Consider the following 18302-nt stretch of genomic DNA (forward strand, 5'->3'; position numbering starts at 1 on the left):
GTAGAGCCGTTTGTCAACATATATGCATCTACTTTGCTCCTATGAACACTAAATCTTTTCCTACCAACACAAATAGAGCTAAGAAGTTAAAATCTGATACCAAGAACGAATTTACGCCAGTTCAGACTACGCAGATTAATAAGAGATCCAATCATTGCATTGTCTCACCATCTGAGTTATCTTTGATCCCCGAGGGTTTTGCAGATATCCAGCCAAAACCACAGTTGGACATCGTGTCTCTCAAAACAAGTCAGGAACCTGCACCTGTCTCGGTGGCTGAGGCGATCGCCAAAATGCTGGAAGATATGGGAGTGCAATATGCGTTTGGTGTTTCGGGTGGTGCGATCGCCCCCCTTTGGCACGCACTGCAACATAGTTCTATCAAAGTACTGCACTTTCGTCATGAAGCGGGAGCAGCTTTTGCAGCCGCCGAGGCGTACTTTGCAAGTGGTCGCCCAGTCGTAGTTTTTACCACAGCAGGTCCGGGAATCACGAACGCGTTAACTGGGTTATTCGCTGCACGTTGGGAGGGCGCTAAGGTGATTTTCCTGTCGGCTTCCACCTCGACAGCACAACGCGGACGGTGGGCTATACAAGAAACCAGCACTTACACAATGCCCAACGCAGGAATTTTTACCTCAGAAACACTGTTCCATTACGCAACCACTCTCGAATGCAGTGATGAACTTCCAGAGATCAGAAGACGACTGGCTCTAGGCTTAGCCCGACCGGGTGGTTTTGTAGCACACCTGAGTATCCCCACTAACATCCAAACAAGTTCAGTCGAGACATTGTTGCCAGGAGTGGCTCTCTCTGTTGCTCCCGCAGCCGCCAGTGAGGAAACGATTGCGGAATGTGCGCGGTTGTTGTCGGAAGGACCATTTGCCATCTGGGTTGGCTTTGGTGCACAAAGTGCTGCAGCGGAGATTCGCCAGCTTGCAGAGAGGACAGGGGCGGCGGTGATGTGTTCGCCGCGTGGCAAGGGCATCTTTCCCGAAGACCATCCTCAGTTTGTCGGTGTCACGGGGTTTGCTGGGCATGAGTCGGTTCTGAGGTATATGCAAGATTATCGTCCTCTGCGAACGCTGGTACTCGGAACACGCCTTGGTGAATTTACCTCACTATGGAATCCCACGATGATCCCCAAGCGTGGTTTTGTACATATTGACATCGACCCGGAGGTACCAGGAACCGCATATCCATCTGCCGAGACGATCGCCATTCAGTCCGACGTGAGAATGTTTGTGAAGGCATTGCTGAAGCACTTCCCAAAGCGTTTTAATAGGTCAAAGATTCAGACATTACCGAGACCCTACCGCAGGGTAATCAATCCCAGCGCGAGTGGTCCGGTACGTCCCCAGGTACTTATGAACGTGATTCAAAGAGTGATTGTCGAGGGAAGCGATGCAGTGGTGATGGCGGAGTCTGGTAACTCGTTTGCTTGGGTAATTCATTTGCTGCGATTTACTACACTAGGTCGTTACCGGATCAGCAATGGGTTCGGGTCTATGGGGCATTTTGTTACGGGCATCGTGGGTGCAGCCCTAGCACGGAATGGCAAAGCTGTTGCTATTGTCGGGGATGGTGCCATGCTAATGAACAACGAAGTGAGTACGGCTGTGAAATATCAGGTTCCCGCCGTTTGGATTGTACTTAACGATGGGCACTACAATATGTGCAAACAGGGAATGGCGTATCTGGGATTTAAGGACGTGGATGCAATGATCCCGCAAGCGGATTTTGTCAAGATTGCTTGCGGCATGGGAGCAGACGGTATCCGGGTTGAGAAGGAGTCAGACATTCACGCAGCGCTAGAGAAAGCAATGACAGCGACTGGTCCATTTGTGGTTGACGTGGTGATCGATTTTACCCAGATTCCACCTTCGGAGAGTCGTAATCAGAGTTTAATTTCACAGGGCACTACAAATTATTAATAAGTGATTAGATATGGTGCATCTCCCAGTAGGTATTCGCTCGCTTGCCGTAAGTTTGCCGAGCATCAGACGCACAAATGATTACTACTTAAAAAAATATCCCGATCTAGTTGCTCAGACAGAACAAAAAGGTTTTGCAAAGCTGTTTTCGCTCAGTGAGTCCATCCCTCGCAACAAGTTTGACTTAGAGATGTTGCCCTATCTTAAAGACCCCTTTCGCGGCAGCGTTGAGCGGTGGGCGCTTGGACCAGGCGAGTCATCCCTGACGCTTGAGTATCGTGCTGCAATAGATGCTCTCAATGCGGCAAAGCTTTCTGCTGACGACGTTGATCTCATGATTGTTGCCTCAGTCTGGCCTGAACAAATAGGATTTGGCAATGCCGCTTTCCTTGCCCGTCAACTGGGTTTGCAAGGTGCTGCATGGAATCTCGATGCAACGTGCGGAAGTACCCCGGTTGCGCTTCAGACTGCCTGTTCCTTGGTGCGATCCGGAGAGTACCGCAATATAGTGGTAGTTCTTTCGTGTACATACTCTCGCTTTTTCGACGAGGATGATACCCTTTCATGGTATGCTAGCGACGGTGCTGGAGCTTTCGTGGTTGGTGCGCTAGAACACAACCAGGGGATTCTTGGAACAAAAACTGTTCATACTGGTGCATTGTCTGAGGTACTCTTTGCTAAACTCAGGAATGACGAGCAAGGCAATCCGCAAGTCCGTATGCAAATGGGCAAGGGCGGACAGGCTCTTGGCGAAACAGCTGCGGAGTTTCTCCGTATATGTTCTTCAGGAGCTGTCGCTGCTGCTGGTGTAACTCTTGAGGAAATCGATTTTTTTCTTTTCAATGCACCTACTGCTTGGGTTGCACGCTTCTGTGCGCGCGTACTGGGCATCGACCCAGAACGTATGCTCAACCTCTACCCCCAGTATGCAAACATGGGACCAGTACTTACTGTGGCAAATCTTTACCACGCTGCACAATTGGGCAAGATTCGCGAAAATGATTTAGTCCTCATCTATGGCTCCGGCTGCTCCGGAGCAGCTTCTGCAAGTGTAATGCGCTGGGGCAATGTAGCGCTAGGTCCCGATCCCCTCAAGCAATCCGACTCCGCAGTGAAAGGTGTCAAAGACAAGAGCCTTGTTTGTTGTTAAGGCTATCTATTAAGATTGAAAGCATATCCAGAAGTTGACTATGCAAAGACAAGTTTTTGTTTTGGGACGAAGTTCACGCGACGACCGCTACTCATAAGCTAATCGGAAAATTAGCATTTTTAGCGCTTCAGCCGCCAGCATTCGTCCCCGAATCTTCCACTGTGTTAGGGGTGTTAGCGTTTGGTGCTAGTGGTGTAGTTTTGCTATTGAAACGCAAACAGTTGTCTGTTAGTGCAGAACACAGCAATTAAGAAGAAAAGAAAAAAAACAAGCATTATTGAAAATTTAGTATTAAAGGGATTGGCTGAAGATGTCGTCTAAAACTGCTCACTCATCTCATTTAGGTAGCCATGCCGTTGTTATCGGCGGTAGTATGGCTGGATTATTGGCAGCTCGTGTCTTAACTGACCACTTTGACCGAGTAACCATCATTGAGCGGGATCTCTTTCCCGAAAAACCGATGCCTCGCAAAGGAGTTCCTCAGTCCCAACACTTTCACGGTCTCCTTATGCGCGGTCGAATAATCCTGGAGGAGTTTTTCCCTGGGCTCCAGGACGAACTAGTTGCTGCTGGCGCTCCAGTTTTAGATATGGGAGCAGACACAGCATGGTTTACTCCGGCAGGCTGCTGGGCAGCTCGCTTTCAATCGGGTCTTCACACTCTTATGTGTAGTCGAGATTTATTGGACTGGAGCATCCGCCGCCGATTGTCTGCTTTTGCTAACGTCAGCTTTCTTGAGGAATGCAATGTTACAGGTCTGCTACCCAATTCTGACGGTATGGCTGTAATCGGTGTGTCAGTTCGTTTTTGTAATCAGTTAGAAAGAGGGAACACTAACGAAGAGCAATTGTATGCCGATTTAGTTGTTGATGCCAGCGGGCGAGCTTCCAAAGCTTTTCAATGGCTAAAAGCTTTAGGTTATATGCCTCCTGAAGAGACTGTGGTAGACGCATCTCTGGGCTATGCCAGTCGCATTTACCAGATTCCATCAGGATTCCGGGCTGATTGGAAAGGAATATACATACACGCGTCACCCCCAACTTGCACTCGTACCAGTGCGCTTTCTCCCATTGAAGGGAACCGTTGGATGGTTAGTTTGTGTGGTGCAGATCCGGACTATCCACCTACAAATGAAGCAGGTTTCCTGGAGTTTACTCGCGGTCTGGCTAGTCCCATGACCTACAATGCCATCAAAGATGCGGAGCCAATCTCATCTATCTTTAGTTACCATGCTCAGGGAAACCGTTTGCGTCACTATGAGCGACTACCTCGCCAGCCGGAAGGCTTTGTGGTTGTGGGTGATGCTGTCTGTACCTTTAGCCCTATCTATGCTCAGGGCATGACGATCGCAGCTCTTGGGGCTATAACCCTTGATCGGTGTCTGCGTGAGGAACGCCGAGCTTGGCGCGGGAATATGGTGGGTCTAGCTCGGCGCTTCCAGAAGAAACTAGGCAAGGTTAACAGTGTGCCGTGGCTAGCTGCAACCAGTCAGGATTACCGCTATCCCGGAGTTAAGGGCAACAGCAAGACACCGGGTTATGCAGAGCGCCTAATGCAGTGGTACATGGATCAAGTGATACTATTGGCTGCAAAAAATCCCAACGTCTGCTTGGTGTTCTTTGAAGTTATGCACATGCTCAAACCGTCCGCCGTACTATTCCAGCCGAGCATTTTTGTCCAAGTTCTTAGGCAAGTGCTTATCTCTTTTATGTTTAGTCATCTTTATACTCAACAGCCCCTAAAGCTTTCAGAGTGGAAATAGTCGCCGAAGTTATACTTGTAACGCCAGTGATGTTCATGCCCTCGTAGGGTCTAGAGCTTCTCAGAGTCTTCAGACACTCACCCTTCAAGACATCCCAAAGCTTAATCGTCTCATCTTCACTACTACTGACCAAGCTTTGAGCGTCGGGACTAAAGGCGACTGACCATACTAACTTGGTATGTCCCGACAAAGTTCTTACGCATCTGCCTGTGCTGGCATCCCACAACTTGAGCGTTTGGTCACTGCTACCACTGACAAGCATACCACCATCGGGACTGAAAATAACTGAGTATACGGAACTGGTATGCCCCTGCCAAGTTGAAAGACACTGAGCGGTACTGACATCCCACAGCTTCACCGTTTGGTCACTGCTACCACTGGCGAGCGTGCGACCATCCGGACTGAAGGTGACTGACCATACAAAGTCACTATGACCATGCAGAGTCCGAAGGCATCGACCGGTGCTGACATCCCATAACTTTATAGTTTGGTCTTGACCAGTACTGGCCAGGGTTTGACTGTCCGGGCTGAAGGTGACTGACCATACCACCAAGGTGTGCTTCTGCAAGGTCTTGAAGCATTGACCACTGCTGACATTCCACAGCTTCACCGTTTTGTCTTCACTGCCACTGGCAAGTATCGTACCTTGAGGACTGAAGGCGACTGATGTGACCCGATTACTATGCCCGCGCAGAGTTTTCAGGCATTGTCCGGTGCCGACATTCCAAAGCTTCACTGCTTGGTCCTCACTGCCACTAGCAAGAAAATGACCATCGGGACTGAAGGCGACTGATGTAACCCGATTACCATGTCCCTGCAATCTTTTGAGGCATTGACCAGTGCTAACATCCCACAGCTTCACCGTTTGGTCACCACTACCACTTGCAAGCATAGTACCTTGAGGGCTAAAGATGACCGACCATATCCCATTACAATAACCTTGCAAGGTCTTGAGGCATCGACCACTGCTGACATCCCACAGCCGAAGCGTTTGATCATCACTGCCACTCGCCAGCGTTTGACTATCTGGACTAAAGGCAACCGACCATACCCTCGTACTATGTCCTGGTAGAGTTGTAAGGCAACGACCCGTACTGATATCCCACAACTTCACCGTTTGGTCATGAGAACCACTGATCAGTGTATGACCATCCAAACTGAAGGCAACTGAAGCTACCCAGTCAGTATGACCCTGTAGAATCTGAAGGCAGCGACCATTATTAACATCCCATAGCCTCACCACTTTGTCACGACAACCAGTAGCCAGAGTTTGACCATCCGGGTTGAAGGCGACTGAACAGATCCCAGTACTATTATGATGTAGCAGAGTTTGGAAACTTTGACCAGTGCTGACATTCCACAGCCGCACCGTTTGGTCATCATTGCCACTAGCAAGTATGTGACCATCAGGACTGAAGGCGACTGATGTAACCCGATTGCTATGACCCGACAAAGTTTTGAGGCATTGCCTGGTGCTAGTATCCCACAGCTTTACCGTTTGGTCTTCACTTCCACTGGCAAGCATATGACCATCAGGACTGAAAGCAACTGACCAAATCCCACCGTTATGCTCATCTAAGGTGGTCAGGCATTGACCAGTGCTAACATCCCACAGCTTTACCGTTTGGTCTTGACTACCACTGGCGAGCGTGCAACCATCGGGACTAAAGGTGACGGGCCAGACCCAGCCTGTGTGTCCCTTGCAGGTGAGCAGTTGTTTTCCATCCGCAACCTGGTATAGGCGAATCTCATTATTAGTATCTCCCGTAGCCAGGAGTTTTCCATCAGGGCTAAATGCTACAGAATGAATACCGCCGAAAGTTTCAGCAAAAACACACTTAGCTAGATTGGCATGAGCAAAATTTGCATTGTGTAATTTCACATTCCGCAAGTCTGCTTGCCAAACAGTAAGATTTGAAAAATCATAGCCAGTTAAATCTGCTTCCAAGTGACAAAGCAGATTAAAGACATTTCCAGCCGTATAACTTTGTTCTAACGGAGATTCCTCTTGCAACCTTACTAAAATTTTATTTAGCTGATTTTCAAGATTTCTTTTACTTCTAAAAACAGTGAGCAGCCCATCTATAACTGGTTTAAGGATGAGGCGAATTTGAGTTTCCCTCACATAGTCTTTCGCCGTCGCCTTCATCAAAGCATGACACCTAAACAAATCGATATTCTGAGTCTCAATCTCTCCACAAACCTGCTCTACCAATCGCTGAGTCACATACTCCATAACTACAGGTTGTAGCGTGAAGGTTGCTGCACTTTTCTCAACGAGCGTAGACGCAGTCTTCTCGGTTAGATATCGCCTTAGCAGAGACTCCAGCGCTTCCAGTAATTTTTGTGGTGGTACTGGTGATATAATATCTTCTCGTAACTCTGAAAGCGAAACTGGCTCACGATTGATTGCCAGCCAGTAGATTATATCCTTTTCTATATATGACAAGCGCGCAAACTGCTGGTCTAAAAGCTCGTGAATGTCACCAAAAACAGACGAGTCTTGTTTGAGAAATTCAGAAACATTACCACCAAAGACATCTTGAATTGTCGTCGCTACTATCTTTAAGGCTAAAGCGTTGCCTGCATAGCGCTCAACCACTGTTTGCAATTCTGTCTCAGAGCCAGAGAACCCTTTGACTCCAAAGATTTTTTGCCCATCTACCGCCTCCAAACCACTTAGTCGTAATGAGCGAACGGGCAATGTTTGTCCTTCCAGTGATGCCACCTCTTTCGGTTTTTCCCGAGAAGTCAGCAGCAAGCAGCTCCTGTGCAGAACTTGTCCTACCCGTTTTATCAGCTGACCATATTCCTCATAGCCTTGTCGATAGCTTCCGGCAATAGCGCCACTTTGGAGAATCGTCTCAGCATTATCGAGTATAATCAGACAGCGCTGTTTTTGCAAATAATCCATCAGTCGCGAGATTCTGCCTTCTACGCTGGTTGGTAAATCAGCTTCTAAAACCTGCAAGTTGTCGAAAAATTGAATCAAGTTACCCAGTAGCTCAAAAAGTGGCGGGGCATTGTAGAGCGATCGCCAGATCACATACTCAAACCGTTGCTCAATTTCACGTACCAGCTTAGTCGCCAGAGAGGTTTTCCCCATTCCCCCCATTCCCAACAACGCCACCACTCGGCATTGCTCTTTCATCAGCCATTGTTCCAACAGAGCCAATTCTGCTGTGCGTCCATAGAAAACAGATACATCAACTGCCTCTCTCAAATCAACGCGCTTGAGGAGCTTCAAACCTTCCTGCTTCTCTAAATCCGACTCTGGCTTTGTATAATCGTTTTGATCCAATTCTAAATTAAACGCCATAAACAAACGAACAAGCGTTTGTTTGTCAACCCCTGTTTCGCGAGTCAGTACCTTCCTGAAGGTGACAGGAGTGATCCCAACGCGTTCACTTAACTCTTCCAGCGTATACCTGGTGCCATTATTTTCCTGAAATTCCCACTCAAGTTTCCCATTCTCAAGCTTCTGCCAACCTTCACGACTGAGTATTAGCCCACGGTTGCGTTTTTGGTTCTGCGGTTTCATATTTTTTTATCTCAAGATGGCGGACTTGGATTATTGACTCCAAAGGAACTGCCACTCTTACCGATCCCCGTGCGGTCTAACTCTCTGAAACAGTGACGAATTGCTCTGATATTATTATAGTACTTGAAAAATGCTTGAAAAAGAATGACCATGCCGAGAAAAGATGCTGCTAACTTGACGATTCAGTTTTCGCGGGAGGAGAAAAGAATTTTAGAGGAATATTGTGAGAAGATGCAGCGAACGAAGAGCGATGTCATTCGAGAGATGGTTCGCTCACTTAAAAAGTGTTTAGACAGCATTTAACAGTGAACAGTACCAGCCGCAGTTCTCAGTTAAATACGAGTGGTTGCGCGTCCCCTACCAAGAGCACCTCAGGCGTTGGTGGCGGTGAGCGCATCCCCCAAAGCGCCCGCCTGACTGACTCAGGACTGATAACTGATTTAAAGTTGCCGGATTATTTTGGCACCCATACCTAGAACATTAGCCCACTCAAAAAAGTTGACATAATGCACACTTTATGCAGGTACTGAAAAGTGAGATGAAGTTTGTTTGGTGGAGTGTATTAATGCGATTGCGCGGAGCGCACTGCCCGTTGGGCAATCGCCAGTTTGGAATCTGCCAATTCAACTGTTCTAATATTTACACATTAACAAAAGTATATTTTGTATTTTAAGCCATAGTACATAAAACATAAATCACCTCAACTTTAGTAGGGTTTGGAACCTAGAGAACATAAGTCCTCATAGCTGCATTCTAAATAGGTGTCAGTGAAATTAACTTATGCACTCAGGACTTACCTGGGTGTAATATAGATTGTTTGTAGGGGCTGTTCTTTGCCCATTGGTGTCAACAATCACGTTCAAACCTTTATCCCACGTTGATTTACCCCACCCCTTATAAAGGGAAGGGGACACGGCAAACGCATCTTAATTAGTCTTGACAAAAACCTTAATTAGTGTATCGGCGAAAGAATAAGAATTTATTGTTTGATTGGTTTTTTTGGGGTTAAGGCGATTGGGCGAAGCCCACTGCCCTTCGGGCAATCGCTTAAATGATTGTCAATAATCGGAGATTAATGCGATTATCTTGGGATCTATTGACATTGGAAGGCTCTTGTTGACAAGATGCGTTTCCCCTGGGGGAGGGGAGGTTTTGGCGCTCTTACAAACCGGGGTGGGGTAAAGCGAGAATCGTGGGCAAATATAAGGACATGATGTAACGTAATTACAAAGTTTTTAGCTTAAGTTGACACGTATGGGCAATGCCGTGCCCCCTACGTATACGTGTATTCTGATCCAGGTGAAAATCGCTATATCAGGCGATACGGTTCAGTTAAGGATTGTTGATGATAGCGTCCCTTGCGCGTGTCCGGAATGTGCCATAGATTCCATATATGTGGAACTTTCGGATGCAACGTCTCTACATTGCTCAAAGAATACAAACTTGCAAAAGAAAAATTGACCCTTGCGATCGCAAAGCCGCGCTCCTTAAACTTCTTCATATGAATGCATAAATCCGCACATCCTGTAGATATGAGTACTAATCTAGTTGCTGCCGTAAACAATAATGAGGTTGAATTGGCGAAAAAATTAATTAAAAACGGTGCAGACGTTAATCAAACAGACAGCAGTGGAAATAGCCTCTTGATTGTCAGTTCTGCTAACGGTCAATCTGAAATGGTGAAGCTACTCCTTGACTCTGGTGCTGATATTCACGCGGTAGACTCAAGTATGAAAGCCACTGCACTCCACGCTGCTGCTTATCTAAAGCATCCGGAGGTTATGGAAATTCTGATTAAGTATGGTATTAATATAGACGCTCAGGGTTTTTACAACGGATACACTGCCTTACACGATGCGGTTTGGCAAAACAATGTTGAAGGAGTTAGGCTTCTGGTAAATGCAGGTGCCCGATTAGACATCAAAGGCAAGAAAGGAAATACCCCCTTAGATCTTGCCAAAAAAAGTGGGCAGAAAGAAATTGTTGCCATTTTTTCTGGGCAAAAACCTGACTGATAAATCTACGGGAGCAGTTGATATCAAGTGTATTTATATATGGCAAAATACATGGCAAAAATTAATGATGAAGAATTCCTATATAATGAATTATCCGAAACCTTGAAATTTCCACAAAGCGGAGTTAGAAATAAGACACAGATCAAACGAAGAATCAGGGATACAGGCTTCAAGCGAAGACGAAAAATCAATATCTCCAGCGAGAAGTCGAACTCAAGTTCCTGAACATGGCGCAGCGGTATCTCAGCAAGGAATATCTGGGTTTAGGCGATGTGGCGGGCTGAGTGAGTACTAAAATGAATACTGCCGTTAGTACTTAATTGCCCCCAAAGCTTTTAGAGAAGCAATAGTCGCTTCCGTTAAACCTGTTACGCCAGTAATGTTCATTCCCTCATAAGGTCTTTCGTTTCTGAAAGTTTTTAGACACTCACCCGTCAAAACATCCCATAACTTAACCGTCCCATCTTCACTGCCACTAAGTAAAGTTAGACCATCCGGACTAAAAGCAACTGACCTTATCCAGTGGGTATGGCTCTGTAAAGTTTTGATACATTGACCTGTGCTAATATCCCACAATTTCACCATTTGGTCTACGCTACCACTGGCGAGGATATTACCTTGAGGACTAAAGGCAACTGACAATATCCAACTCGTATGTCCCGAGAAAGTTTTGAGACATTGGTGGGTGCTAAAATCCCACAGTCTCACAGTTTTATCTTTACTGCCACTGGCTAGAGTTTTACCTTCAGGACTGAAAGCAACTGACAATACCCAACCGCTATGTCCCGATAAGGTTTTCAAAACTTGACCTGTGCTGACATTCCACAAACTCACAGTTTGGTCATCACAGCCACTAGCCAGGATATTACCTTCAGGACTAAAGGCAACTGACCATACCCCATGACTATGTTCCAGAGTTCTCAAAACTTCACCAGTGTTAACATCCCATAATCTTACAGTTTGGTCATCACTGCCACTTGCTAGGATATTACCTTCAGGAGCAAAAGCGACTGATTTTATCCAACCAGTATGTCCTTGCAAAATTTTACAGCTTTGGTTAGTGCTGGTATCCCACAACCTCACTACTTGGTCGTAACTGCCCGTCGCCAAGATGTTACCGTCAGGACTGAAGGCAACGGTTCGTACTCGGTTAGCATGTCCCTGAAAAGCTTTGTTACACTGACCAGTGGTGACATCCCAACAGTGTACAGTTTGGTCGTCACTGCTGCTGACAAAGGTTTTACCTCCAGGAGCAAAGGCAACAGACATCACCCCGTTACTGTATCCTTGCAAGATTCTCAAAGTCTGACCAGTGCTGACATCCCAAAGCCTTACAGTTTGGTCATCACTAGCACTTGCAAGAATATTACCTTCAGGACTGAAAGCAACTGACCAGATTTTATCAGTATGTCCCTGCAAAGTTCTGAGGCATTCACCACTGCTGGCATCCCAAAGCTTCACAGTTTGGTCATCACTACCGCTAGCCAGAATTTTATCTTTAGGAGCAAAGGTGACTGACCTTACCCGGTTACTATGTCCCCGCAAAGTTCTGAGGCATTTATCGCTGCTGACATCCCAAAATTTCACACTTTGGTCGTCACTGCCACTTGCAAGGGTTTTGCCATCGGGACTGAAGGTGACTGACCAAACCCAACCAATATGCCCCTTCAAAATTTTGTAGCATTGACCCGTGCTGATATTCCATAGCCTCACGGTTTCGTCACTACTAGCACTCGCTAGGGTCTTACCTTGAGGACTGAAAACAACTGACAGTACCCGACCAGTATGTCCCTGCAAAATTTTGTGGCACTTACTGGTGTTGACATTCCACAAACTTACCGTTTGGTCATCGCTGCCACAAGCTAAAATATTACCTTTAGAATTGAACGCAACGGCTTGTACCCGTTTATGGTGTCCCCTTAAAGTTTTCAGGCATTCACCGCTGCTTGTGTCCCACAACTTCACATTCTGGTTAGTACCCCCGCTACCTATAATACTGCCATCCGGACAGAAGGCGATCGCTCGAACCCAACCAATATGCCTTTGATAGATCAAAAGTTGTTCATTAATGCCTGACGGCAGGCTGTCGCCAACAGCAAAGTCTTGCCACAAGCAAATCTTACCATTAGCGTTACTCGTTGCCAAAGTTTTTCCATTGGGACTGAATGCTACAGCAGAAATTCTACTAAAGTTTTTAGTAAAAAGTGACTTGGATAAATTAGCGTTTTGGAAATTAACTTCAGGTAAATTTACAAAGCGGAGATCTGCTTGCCAAACGCTCAGGTTAGAAAAATCATACCCTCTTAAATTAGTATGAAGCTGACAAAACAGGTGAAAAAGATTCCCACCTGTATAGCCAGGTTCCTGCGGAGATTCTTCTTGCAGTTTTGCTAAAATTTGAGTTAGCTGTTCTTCAAGTTTTTTTTGCGTTTTAAAGATAGTAAGCAGTTCATCAATAATTGGCTTGAGGATAAAATCTATTTGAGCAACTCTAGTGTATTCTTTAGACTGAGCCTTGCTCAAAGCATAATACCTAAGAAACACACTTTCCCCTGTGGCAATCTCTTCACAAACTTGCTTTATTAATTTGTTAGTCACATATTCTATTAAGACAGGTTCTAGTGTGAACAGTGGGGCGCTTTTCTCTACCTGTGTAGGCCTAGGTTTGTGAATGAGACTTCTTCGCACCAGAGACTCCAAAGCCTCTACTAATCTGTGTGGTGTTCCTAGTGATACAATATCTTCTCGCAATTGGGAGAGCGTAATCGGCTCACGATTAATTGCCAGCCAGTACATCACCTCGCGCTCTAAATCCGACAAGCGCTCAAACTGCTGATCTAAAAGAGCGCTAATATCGCCAAAAACTGCGATTTTTTGGTTTAAAAATTCAGAAATATTACCATTAAAGACATCTTGAATAGTCGTCGCAACTATCTTCAAAGCTAATGGATTACCAGAATACTGCTCAAAGAGCGTTTTCTTTTTGGAATCTTCGACCGACAGACCTTTGGAGTGAAAAATTCTTTTTGCTTCCTCCTCATAGAGACCTCTTAGTTGTAACGAGCGAATAGGTAGTGCTTCTCCTGCGAGTGACGCTACGTCTTTCGGTTTTTCCCGAGAAGTCAGCAGCAAGCAGCTTTGATGAAGCGTTTGTCCCACCCGTTTTATGAGTTGACCATAATCCGAATACTCTTCTCGATAGCTTCCAGCAATAGCACCACTTTGCAGAATGGTATCAGCGTTATCGAGTATCATGAGACAGCGGTGTTGTCGCAAATAATCAATCAGTTGCGAGATTCTGCCGTCTACGCTATTTGGTAAGTCAGCTTCTAAAATTATTTTGTTAGAGAAAAATCGAATCAAGTTAGCAAGGAGGTCGAGAAGTGGGGGGGCATTGTACAGCGATCGCCAAATAACATACTCAAATTGCCTCTGAATTTCATGGACTAGCTTGGCAGCAAGAGAGGTTTTACCAATGCCCCCCATTCCCAACAGCGCTACAACTCGACAGTGATCCAGGATGAGCCATTGCTCTAAGAGAGCCAGTTCTGTTGTGCGTCCATAAAAAATTGAGACACAAACTTCTTCTTCCCAATCAATGCGCTTGGGGGTCTTCAAGCCTTGAAGTCTCTCCCAATTGGAATCGCTCTTTGTATAGTCGCTTTTATTCAATTCTAAATTAAACGCTATAAACAAACGAACAAGCGTTTGTTTGTCAACCCCTTCAGAGCGAGCCAGTACCTTCGCGACTGTATTCGGAGTTAATCCAGCGCGTTCACTTATTTCTTCCAGGGTGTACTTAGAACCAGATTTTTCTCGAAATTCCCATTCGAGTTTTCCCTTATATAGCTTTTCCCAGCCTAAGAGAGTAAGTATAACGCCACGACTCCGTTTTGGATTGTGCGGATTCATAAATTATAGAATTTAGAACTTGACAAAATTTTTTTTTGTGGTAAAAACCTTTTTACTAAACGAAAATTAAGCTTGTTTGCTTTCCTTTTGTATTCTTAATAGGTGTAAGCAAAATCAACTCATGCACTTTTGGGATGTCCATGGGAAAGAATACCAGCAAATTGCCCACTTTCTGGACGCCTGGGGCTACAGAAACAACGCTCATCGCTCGATCACTATGTGGTTGAAAAACTGAAGTGCTTTGCTTGATCGGTACCACATATTTTGATAAAAACACACAACCTGACATCTTGCACCAAGAAAAATTGATGTTATTCTCACACTCAGTACTAAGCCTGAAGCCCTTATTTAACCGATAAAAGCTCAGAAAAGTGATGTAACTTTATTGCACTGGTTTTGACTAAGCCCTGGGTTATACGGGTAGGTGCAAGATATGAGCAACGACCTATTTGTAAAATGCGTAAGTCCTACTATTTGCAAAAGTGCGAGCGCGCCCAGTGATGCGTTTAGGCGTTGAGTACAACCTCCGCGATCGCGCTCCGCGCAGTGCCCTTTGGGCAATCGCATTTGATATCAGTCGCAACACCATCGACCTATGGCGCTCAGCGAAAGGCAGAAACTGGAGACTATTGTGCCAAGCCCAACAAACCTCCTGGCAATGGACATAAAATCACAGACTGGGACAAATTTCGTGAATTTGCCCAAAAGCATGGTGAGCAGACTCAAGTTGAAATGGCAGCAAGATGGGACACCTCAATTAGCGCTCGCACCATCTCACGCGCATTACAAAAAATTGGTTTCACACGAAAAAAAAGACTTACGGCTACCGTGAACGCGACGAAGCCAAAAGGCAAGAATTCAAAAAACAGTTGACTCACATAGCACATCAAATGCTGGTCTATGTTGATGAAGCAGGTATGGATAATCGAGACGAGTAGTGATTCTAGACAATGCCACCTTTCATAAAGGCGGACGGATTCAGGAATTGATTGAGCAGGCAGGCTGTCAACTGTTATATTTACCGCCCTACTCTCCTGACCTGAACAAAATTGAACAGTGTTGGTCTTGGCTCAAGAGCCGTATCCGAAAACAACTTGAGCAGTTTGAGTGTCTACGAGATGCAATTGAGCATGTCTTACGTCTTGTGTCCTAATCGCTGTGGCTATTGCTATAACCCTCTTCTGTCAATTTACTGGAGGGCGATTGCGCTCTGCGCAGTGCCCGAAGGGCAATCGCTATAAGCCTTATGAGGCAATCAATACAAGCTATACTATTAGAAAAAAATTGATTTTGTATTTGTTATTAGAAAAGAATCGCGCAATCGCTTGTTATACAAAAGCTCTAGAATTCAGAAATGGCACATGTTTTCGGAGAGTGACAGAAGAGGGGTATGTGACACTTTTAGTTGCGCTCGCCCTGTATTTGCAAGCCGCTACAGCTAACCAAGCCTGCAAATCATCCAACCTGGTGAAATTGAAATTAATCAAGCTTACGTAACAATTCTGCAAGTTGATGATCTTGATTAAACAGAACTAGAAAAGCCAGGATGACAACGCCCATTGTGGCGATCGCTGTGCCTGCTGCCTGTGCAAAGATAATTACAATCTGGTAGCGAATGGCATCACTAGGATTTGCCCCAGCTAGAATTTGACCAGTCATCATTCCTGGGAGGCTAACTAATCCCATCACCATCATCGAATTAATGGTAGGAATCATTCCTGTCCTTAAAGCCTCCCTAATTGGTTGATGTGCGGCTTCCCAACGAGAAGCACCCAAAGCTAGTAGCGCCTCTATTTCCTCCCGATGGCTCGTCAAGTCCTCCATAAAGCGATCTAAACTCAAAGATGTACCCGTGAGGGCATTACCTAAAACCATGCCCAAAAGCGGGATAAGATACTGAGGCTCGTACCAAGGCTGTACGCGCAAAATACCGCTCACTACTATCCCCGTGACTAAAAACGAACCACTCAAAAGCGAAATAAAATTATTCCAATAAATACTGGCAAACCTTCTACGTGTGCGGTTAACGCTAGATACACCAGCTATAACCGTCATAGCCAAAGCTAAAAGTATAATCAATACAGGGTTACTTAGAGTAAATACCCACTGTAATATATACCCTACCAGCAACAACTGTACTACCATCCTAAATGCAGCTAGCCCCAGGTTTTGCTCTAATCCCAACCGCAAACCAAAGGAAAGACCCATGTTGATGAGAATAAACAAAGTCGCCAAAGCGACTTGTCCGTAACCGATTTGGATATAACTGCTTGTCATCAATCTTTTTCCTTCAAGGTAATTTGGCGGTTGGTAATGCGTTCCAACTGCTTAGGGTCATGACTTGTCCAAAGATAGGCTCGCAGTGGGTCTTGACGTTGCCAAACTGCAACTAAAGCCTCTAAACTTTGGGCAGTTCCAGTATCTAGTGAAGCAGTAGGTTCGTCTAGTAATAAGATAGAGGGTGAAAGTTGCAAAGCTCGCAAAAAGGCGACAATTTGCCCTTCACCACCAGAAATAGCTCTAATAGGACGCTGCAGAAAATCTGCCCCTTTATGCAAAATATGGAGATAGTCTAGAATCACCTTGCGGTTGTAAACCTGATGGTGGTGGACTGCTAATTTATAAACTCCTTGGAGGTTTTCTTCTACAGTTCCTTCCCAAAGGGCTGGGCGCTGGTGCAAGTAGATGATTTGGGAACGATACCTGGGCATAAACCAGGACTTCATCGGCTGTCCTTGAAAAATAATTTGCCCTGCTTGTACTGGGTCTAGACCAGCTAATGCTCGTAGTAGTAAGCTTTTACCAGAGCCAGAAGCACCCAACACCGCTACTCGCTCCCCTGGAAACAGTTGAAAACTTAGGTTATTCCAAATCCAGTGGTTCTCAACTCTTCGACCTAAGTTTTGTACATAGAGAATTGGGTTATTGGGAGACAGTTCAAGCTCATGAGTCTGGCTTTTGGTAAGTTGATTTTTCATAGCTGTCTCCCCATAATCCCTTGCTTTGACGCTATTTTGAGTAAAAACTCTCTTAGAGCCACAAAAGTAGACAAAATACTAACTTATTTCCCACTTTATTATTTACTGTTAGAATCCACTATCGTATTCGCTTGTATTCGATATTGCTAAGCGATCGCTCCCAATGAGGTCAAATCACAAATTGGAAGATTTTGTTTGTAATTTCCTTTCTCCCTTACGTCCTATCGGGACACACATCGGTGTTCCCACAACCGGATCAGCAACAACACGACACTCTAAGCCAAAAACCTCTTTTACCATTTCCTCAGTCATAACCTGCTTTGGTTCCCCAGCCGTAAAAATCCGACCATCTTTGATAGCAACTAAGTAATCAGCATAACGACACGCCTGATTTAAATCATGAAGCACCATAACAATAGTTCGTCCCTGAGTTTGGTTCAACTCATACAACAAATCCAAAACCTCTATTTGATGCGCCAAATCCAAGAAAGTCGTCGGCTCATCCAAAAGTAAAATATCTGTATCCTGCGCCAATGCCATGGCAATCCAAGCTCTTTGTCGTTGTCCACCAGATAAAGTATCTAATGCCCTGTCTGCTAACTCGAACAAATCTGTAATCAACAGTGCCTGCTGCACAATTTTTTCATCTTTTGCTGACCACTGCTGTAACCAATTTTGATACGGGTAACGTCCTTGTGCAACCAAATCTCTGACTGTTAACCCTTCTGGTGCAACTGGGCTTTGGGGTAAAATTCCTAATTGCTGTGCGACTTCTTTGGTGGAAAGATTAAAAATTGAGCTTCCATCAAGATATACCGTACCGCTATGTGGCTTAAGCAATCTTGCCAGACCTCTTAATAAAGTTGATTTCCCACAACCATTAGCACCAACTAAAGCACTTATTTGTCCAGTCGGGATTGCCAAATTCAAGTCACGGATAATTGATACACCATCGTAAGCTAAAGATAGACTTTTGGTTGATAGTCCTTTCATTGGTTATATTTCCCAGT

General features: G+C 45.4%; 13 protein-coding genes and 1 pseudogene. 8 read left to right on the forward strand and 6 right to left on the reverse strand.

The genetic code is table 11. The annotated features are described in order from the left end of the window. The first annotated feature begins 41 nt into the window (after positions 1-41). The 4 genes from ACM0OZ_RS09810 to ACM0OZ_RS09825 are packed head-to-tail and all read left to right on the forward strand — an operon-like array spanning position 42 to position 4846. Positions 42-1934 (forward strand): ScyA-related TPP-binding enzyme, encoded by a 1893-nt coding sequence (locus tag ACM0OZ_RS09810; protein ID WP_414582609.1) that lies wholly within the window; start codon positions 42-44, stop codon positions 1932-1934. 13 nt (positions 1935-1947) lie between these two features. After that, entirely contained in the window at positions 1948-3084 is a 1137-nt protein-coding gene (locus tag ACM0OZ_RS09815) for a 3-oxoacyl-ACP synthase III family protein (protein ID WP_414582611.1), read from the forward strand. A 56-nt stretch (positions 3085-3140) separates the two neighbouring features. Beyond that, positions 3141-3335, forward strand: coding sequence for a PEP-CTERM sorting domain-containing protein (locus ACM0OZ_RS09820; RefSeq protein ID WP_414582612.1), 195 nt, complete (start codon positions 3141-3143; stop codon positions 3333-3335). A gap of 59 nt (positions 3336-3394) precedes the next feature. Next, a complete protein-coding gene (locus tag ACM0OZ_RS09825) occupies positions 3395-4846 on the forward strand; it encodes an FAD-dependent oxidoreductase (RefSeq protein WP_414582613.1) in 1452 nt (483 codons plus the stop codon). On the opposite strand, the gene ACM0OZ_RS09830 is transcribed toward ACM0OZ_RS09825, so the two are convergent. Next, positions 4797-8387, reverse strand: coding sequence for an NB-ARC domain-containing protein (locus tag ACM0OZ_RS09830; protein WP_414582614.1), 3591 nt, complete (start codon positions 8385-8387; stop codon positions 4797-4799). The two genes, ACM0OZ_RS09825 and ACM0OZ_RS09830, sit on opposite strands and share 50 nt — an antisense overlap. Positions 8388-8537: 150 nt before the next feature. Between ACM0OZ_RS09830 and ACM0OZ_RS09835 the strand changes: the two genes are divergently transcribed. Together ACM0OZ_RS09835 and ACM0OZ_RS09840 are read left to right on the forward strand one after the other, a co-directional pair. Next, positions 8538-8690 carry a ribbon-helix-helix protein, CopG family gene (locus ACM0OZ_RS09835; protein WP_414582615.1) on the forward strand — a complete coding sequence of 51 codons (153 nt, stop codon included), beginning with the start codon at positions 8538-8540 and terminating at the stop codon, positions 8688-8690. A gap of 2 nt (positions 8691-8692) precedes the next feature. Continuing rightward, positions 8693-8863, forward strand: a complete 171-nt coding sequence (locus ACM0OZ_RS09840) for a hypothetical protein (RefSeq protein WP_414582616.1) — start codon at positions 8693-8695, stop codon at positions 8861-8863. 833 nt (positions 8864-9696) lie between these two features. Here the strand turns inward: ACM0OZ_RS09840 and ACM0OZ_RS09845 are convergent. Further along, complete coding sequence (locus ACM0OZ_RS09845; RefSeq protein ID WP_414582617.1) at positions 9697-9888, reverse strand: hypothetical protein; 192 nt, start codon at positions 9886-9888, stop codon at positions 9697-9699. A gap of 31 nt (positions 9889-9919) precedes the next feature. Here ACM0OZ_RS09845 and ACM0OZ_RS09850 point away from each other — a divergent pair, with 31 nt between their 5' ends. Continuing rightward, entirely contained in the window at positions 9920-10402 is a 483-nt protein-coding gene (locus ACM0OZ_RS09850) for an ankyrin repeat domain-containing protein (RefSeq protein WP_414582618.1), read from the forward strand. 309 nt (positions 10403-10711) lie between these two features. Here the strand turns inward: ACM0OZ_RS09850 and ACM0OZ_RS09855 are convergent, their stop codons facing one another. Next, entirely contained in the window at positions 10712-14314 is a 3603-nt protein-coding gene (locus tag ACM0OZ_RS09855) for an NB-ARC domain-containing protein (protein WP_414582619.1), read from the reverse strand. 696 nt (positions 14315-15010) lie between these two features. Here ACM0OZ_RS09855 and ACM0OZ_RS09860 point away from each other — a divergent pair. Further along, positions 15011-15467: pseudogene (locus ACM0OZ_RS09860) on the forward strand (transposase); the annotation flags it as partial. Between the two features lie 326 nt (positions 15468-15793). Here the strand turns inward: ACM0OZ_RS09860 and ACM0OZ_RS09865 are convergent. From ACM0OZ_RS09865 to ACM0OZ_RS09875, 3 genes are all read right to left on the reverse strand, one after another. After that, positions 15794-16591 carry an ABC transporter permease gene (locus ACM0OZ_RS09865; RefSeq protein ID WP_414582620.1) on the reverse strand — a complete coding sequence of 266 codons (798 nt, stop codon included), beginning with the start codon at positions 16589-16591 and terminating at the stop codon, positions 15794-15796. Further along, on the reverse strand, positions 16591-17292 hold the full coding sequence (locus tag ACM0OZ_RS09870) for an ATP-binding cassette domain-containing protein (RefSeq protein ID WP_414582621.1): 702 nt from the start codon (positions 17290-17292) through the stop codon (positions 16591-16593). Before ACM0OZ_RS09870 ends, ACM0OZ_RS09865 begins: the two co-directional genes overlap by 1 nt. A 174-nt stretch (positions 17293-17466) precedes the next feature. Continuing rightward, on the reverse strand, positions 17467-18285 hold the full coding sequence (locus tag ACM0OZ_RS09875) for an ABC transporter ATP-binding protein (RefSeq protein WP_414582622.1): 819 nt from the start codon (positions 18283-18285) through the stop codon (positions 17467-17469). Positions 18286-18302 lie beyond the last annotated feature (17 nt).

Source organism: Scytonema sp. PCC 10023 (assembly GCF_963920835.1).
Taxonomy (GTDB): Bacteria; Cyanobacteriota; Cyanobacteriia; order Cyanobacteriales; family Nostocaceae; genus Kalymmatonema.

Coding starts and splice junctions, on each gene's coding strand:
- ACM0OZ_RS09870 (WP_414582621.1), bottom strand. CDS start 17,292: ATGAAAAATCAACTTACCAAAAGCCAGACTCATGAGCTTGAACTGTCT.
- ACM0OZ_RS09815 (WP_414582611.1), top strand. CDS start 1,948: ATGGTGCATCTCCCAGTAGGTATTCGCTCGCTTGCCGTAAGTTTGCCG.
- ACM0OZ_RS09825 (WP_414582613.1), top strand. CDS start 3,395: ATGTCGTCTAAAACTGCTCACTCATCTCATTTAGGTAGCCATGCCGTT.
- ACM0OZ_RS09875 (WP_414582622.1), bottom strand. CDS start 18,285: ATGAAAGGACTATCAACCAAAAGTCTATCTTTAGCTTACGATGGTGTA.
- ACM0OZ_RS09830 (WP_414582614.1), bottom strand. CDS start 8,387: ATGAAACCGCAGAACCAAAAACGCAACCGTGGGCTAATACTCAGTCGT.
- ACM0OZ_RS09865 (WP_414582620.1), bottom strand. CDS start 16,591: ATGACAAGCAGTTATATCCAAATCGGTTACGGACAAGTCGCTTTGGCG.
- ACM0OZ_RS09855 (WP_414582619.1), bottom strand. CDS start 14,314: ATGAATCCGCACAATCCAAAACGGAGTCGTGGCGTTATACTTACTCTC.
- ACM0OZ_RS09835 (WP_414582615.1), top strand. CDS start 8,538: ATGCCGAGAAAAGATGCTGCTAACTTGACGATTCAGTTTTCGCGGGAG.
- ACM0OZ_RS09850 (WP_414582618.1), top strand. CDS start 9,920: ATGAGTACTAATCTAGTTGCTGCCGTAAACAATAATGAGGTTGAATTG.
- ACM0OZ_RS09810 (WP_414582609.1), top strand. CDS start 42: ATGAACACTAAATCTTTTCCTACCAACACAAATAGAGCTAAGAAGTTA.
- ACM0OZ_RS09845 (WP_414582617.1), bottom strand. CDS start 9,888: ATGAAGAAGTTTAAGGAGCGCGGCTTTGCGATCGCAAGGGTCAATTTT.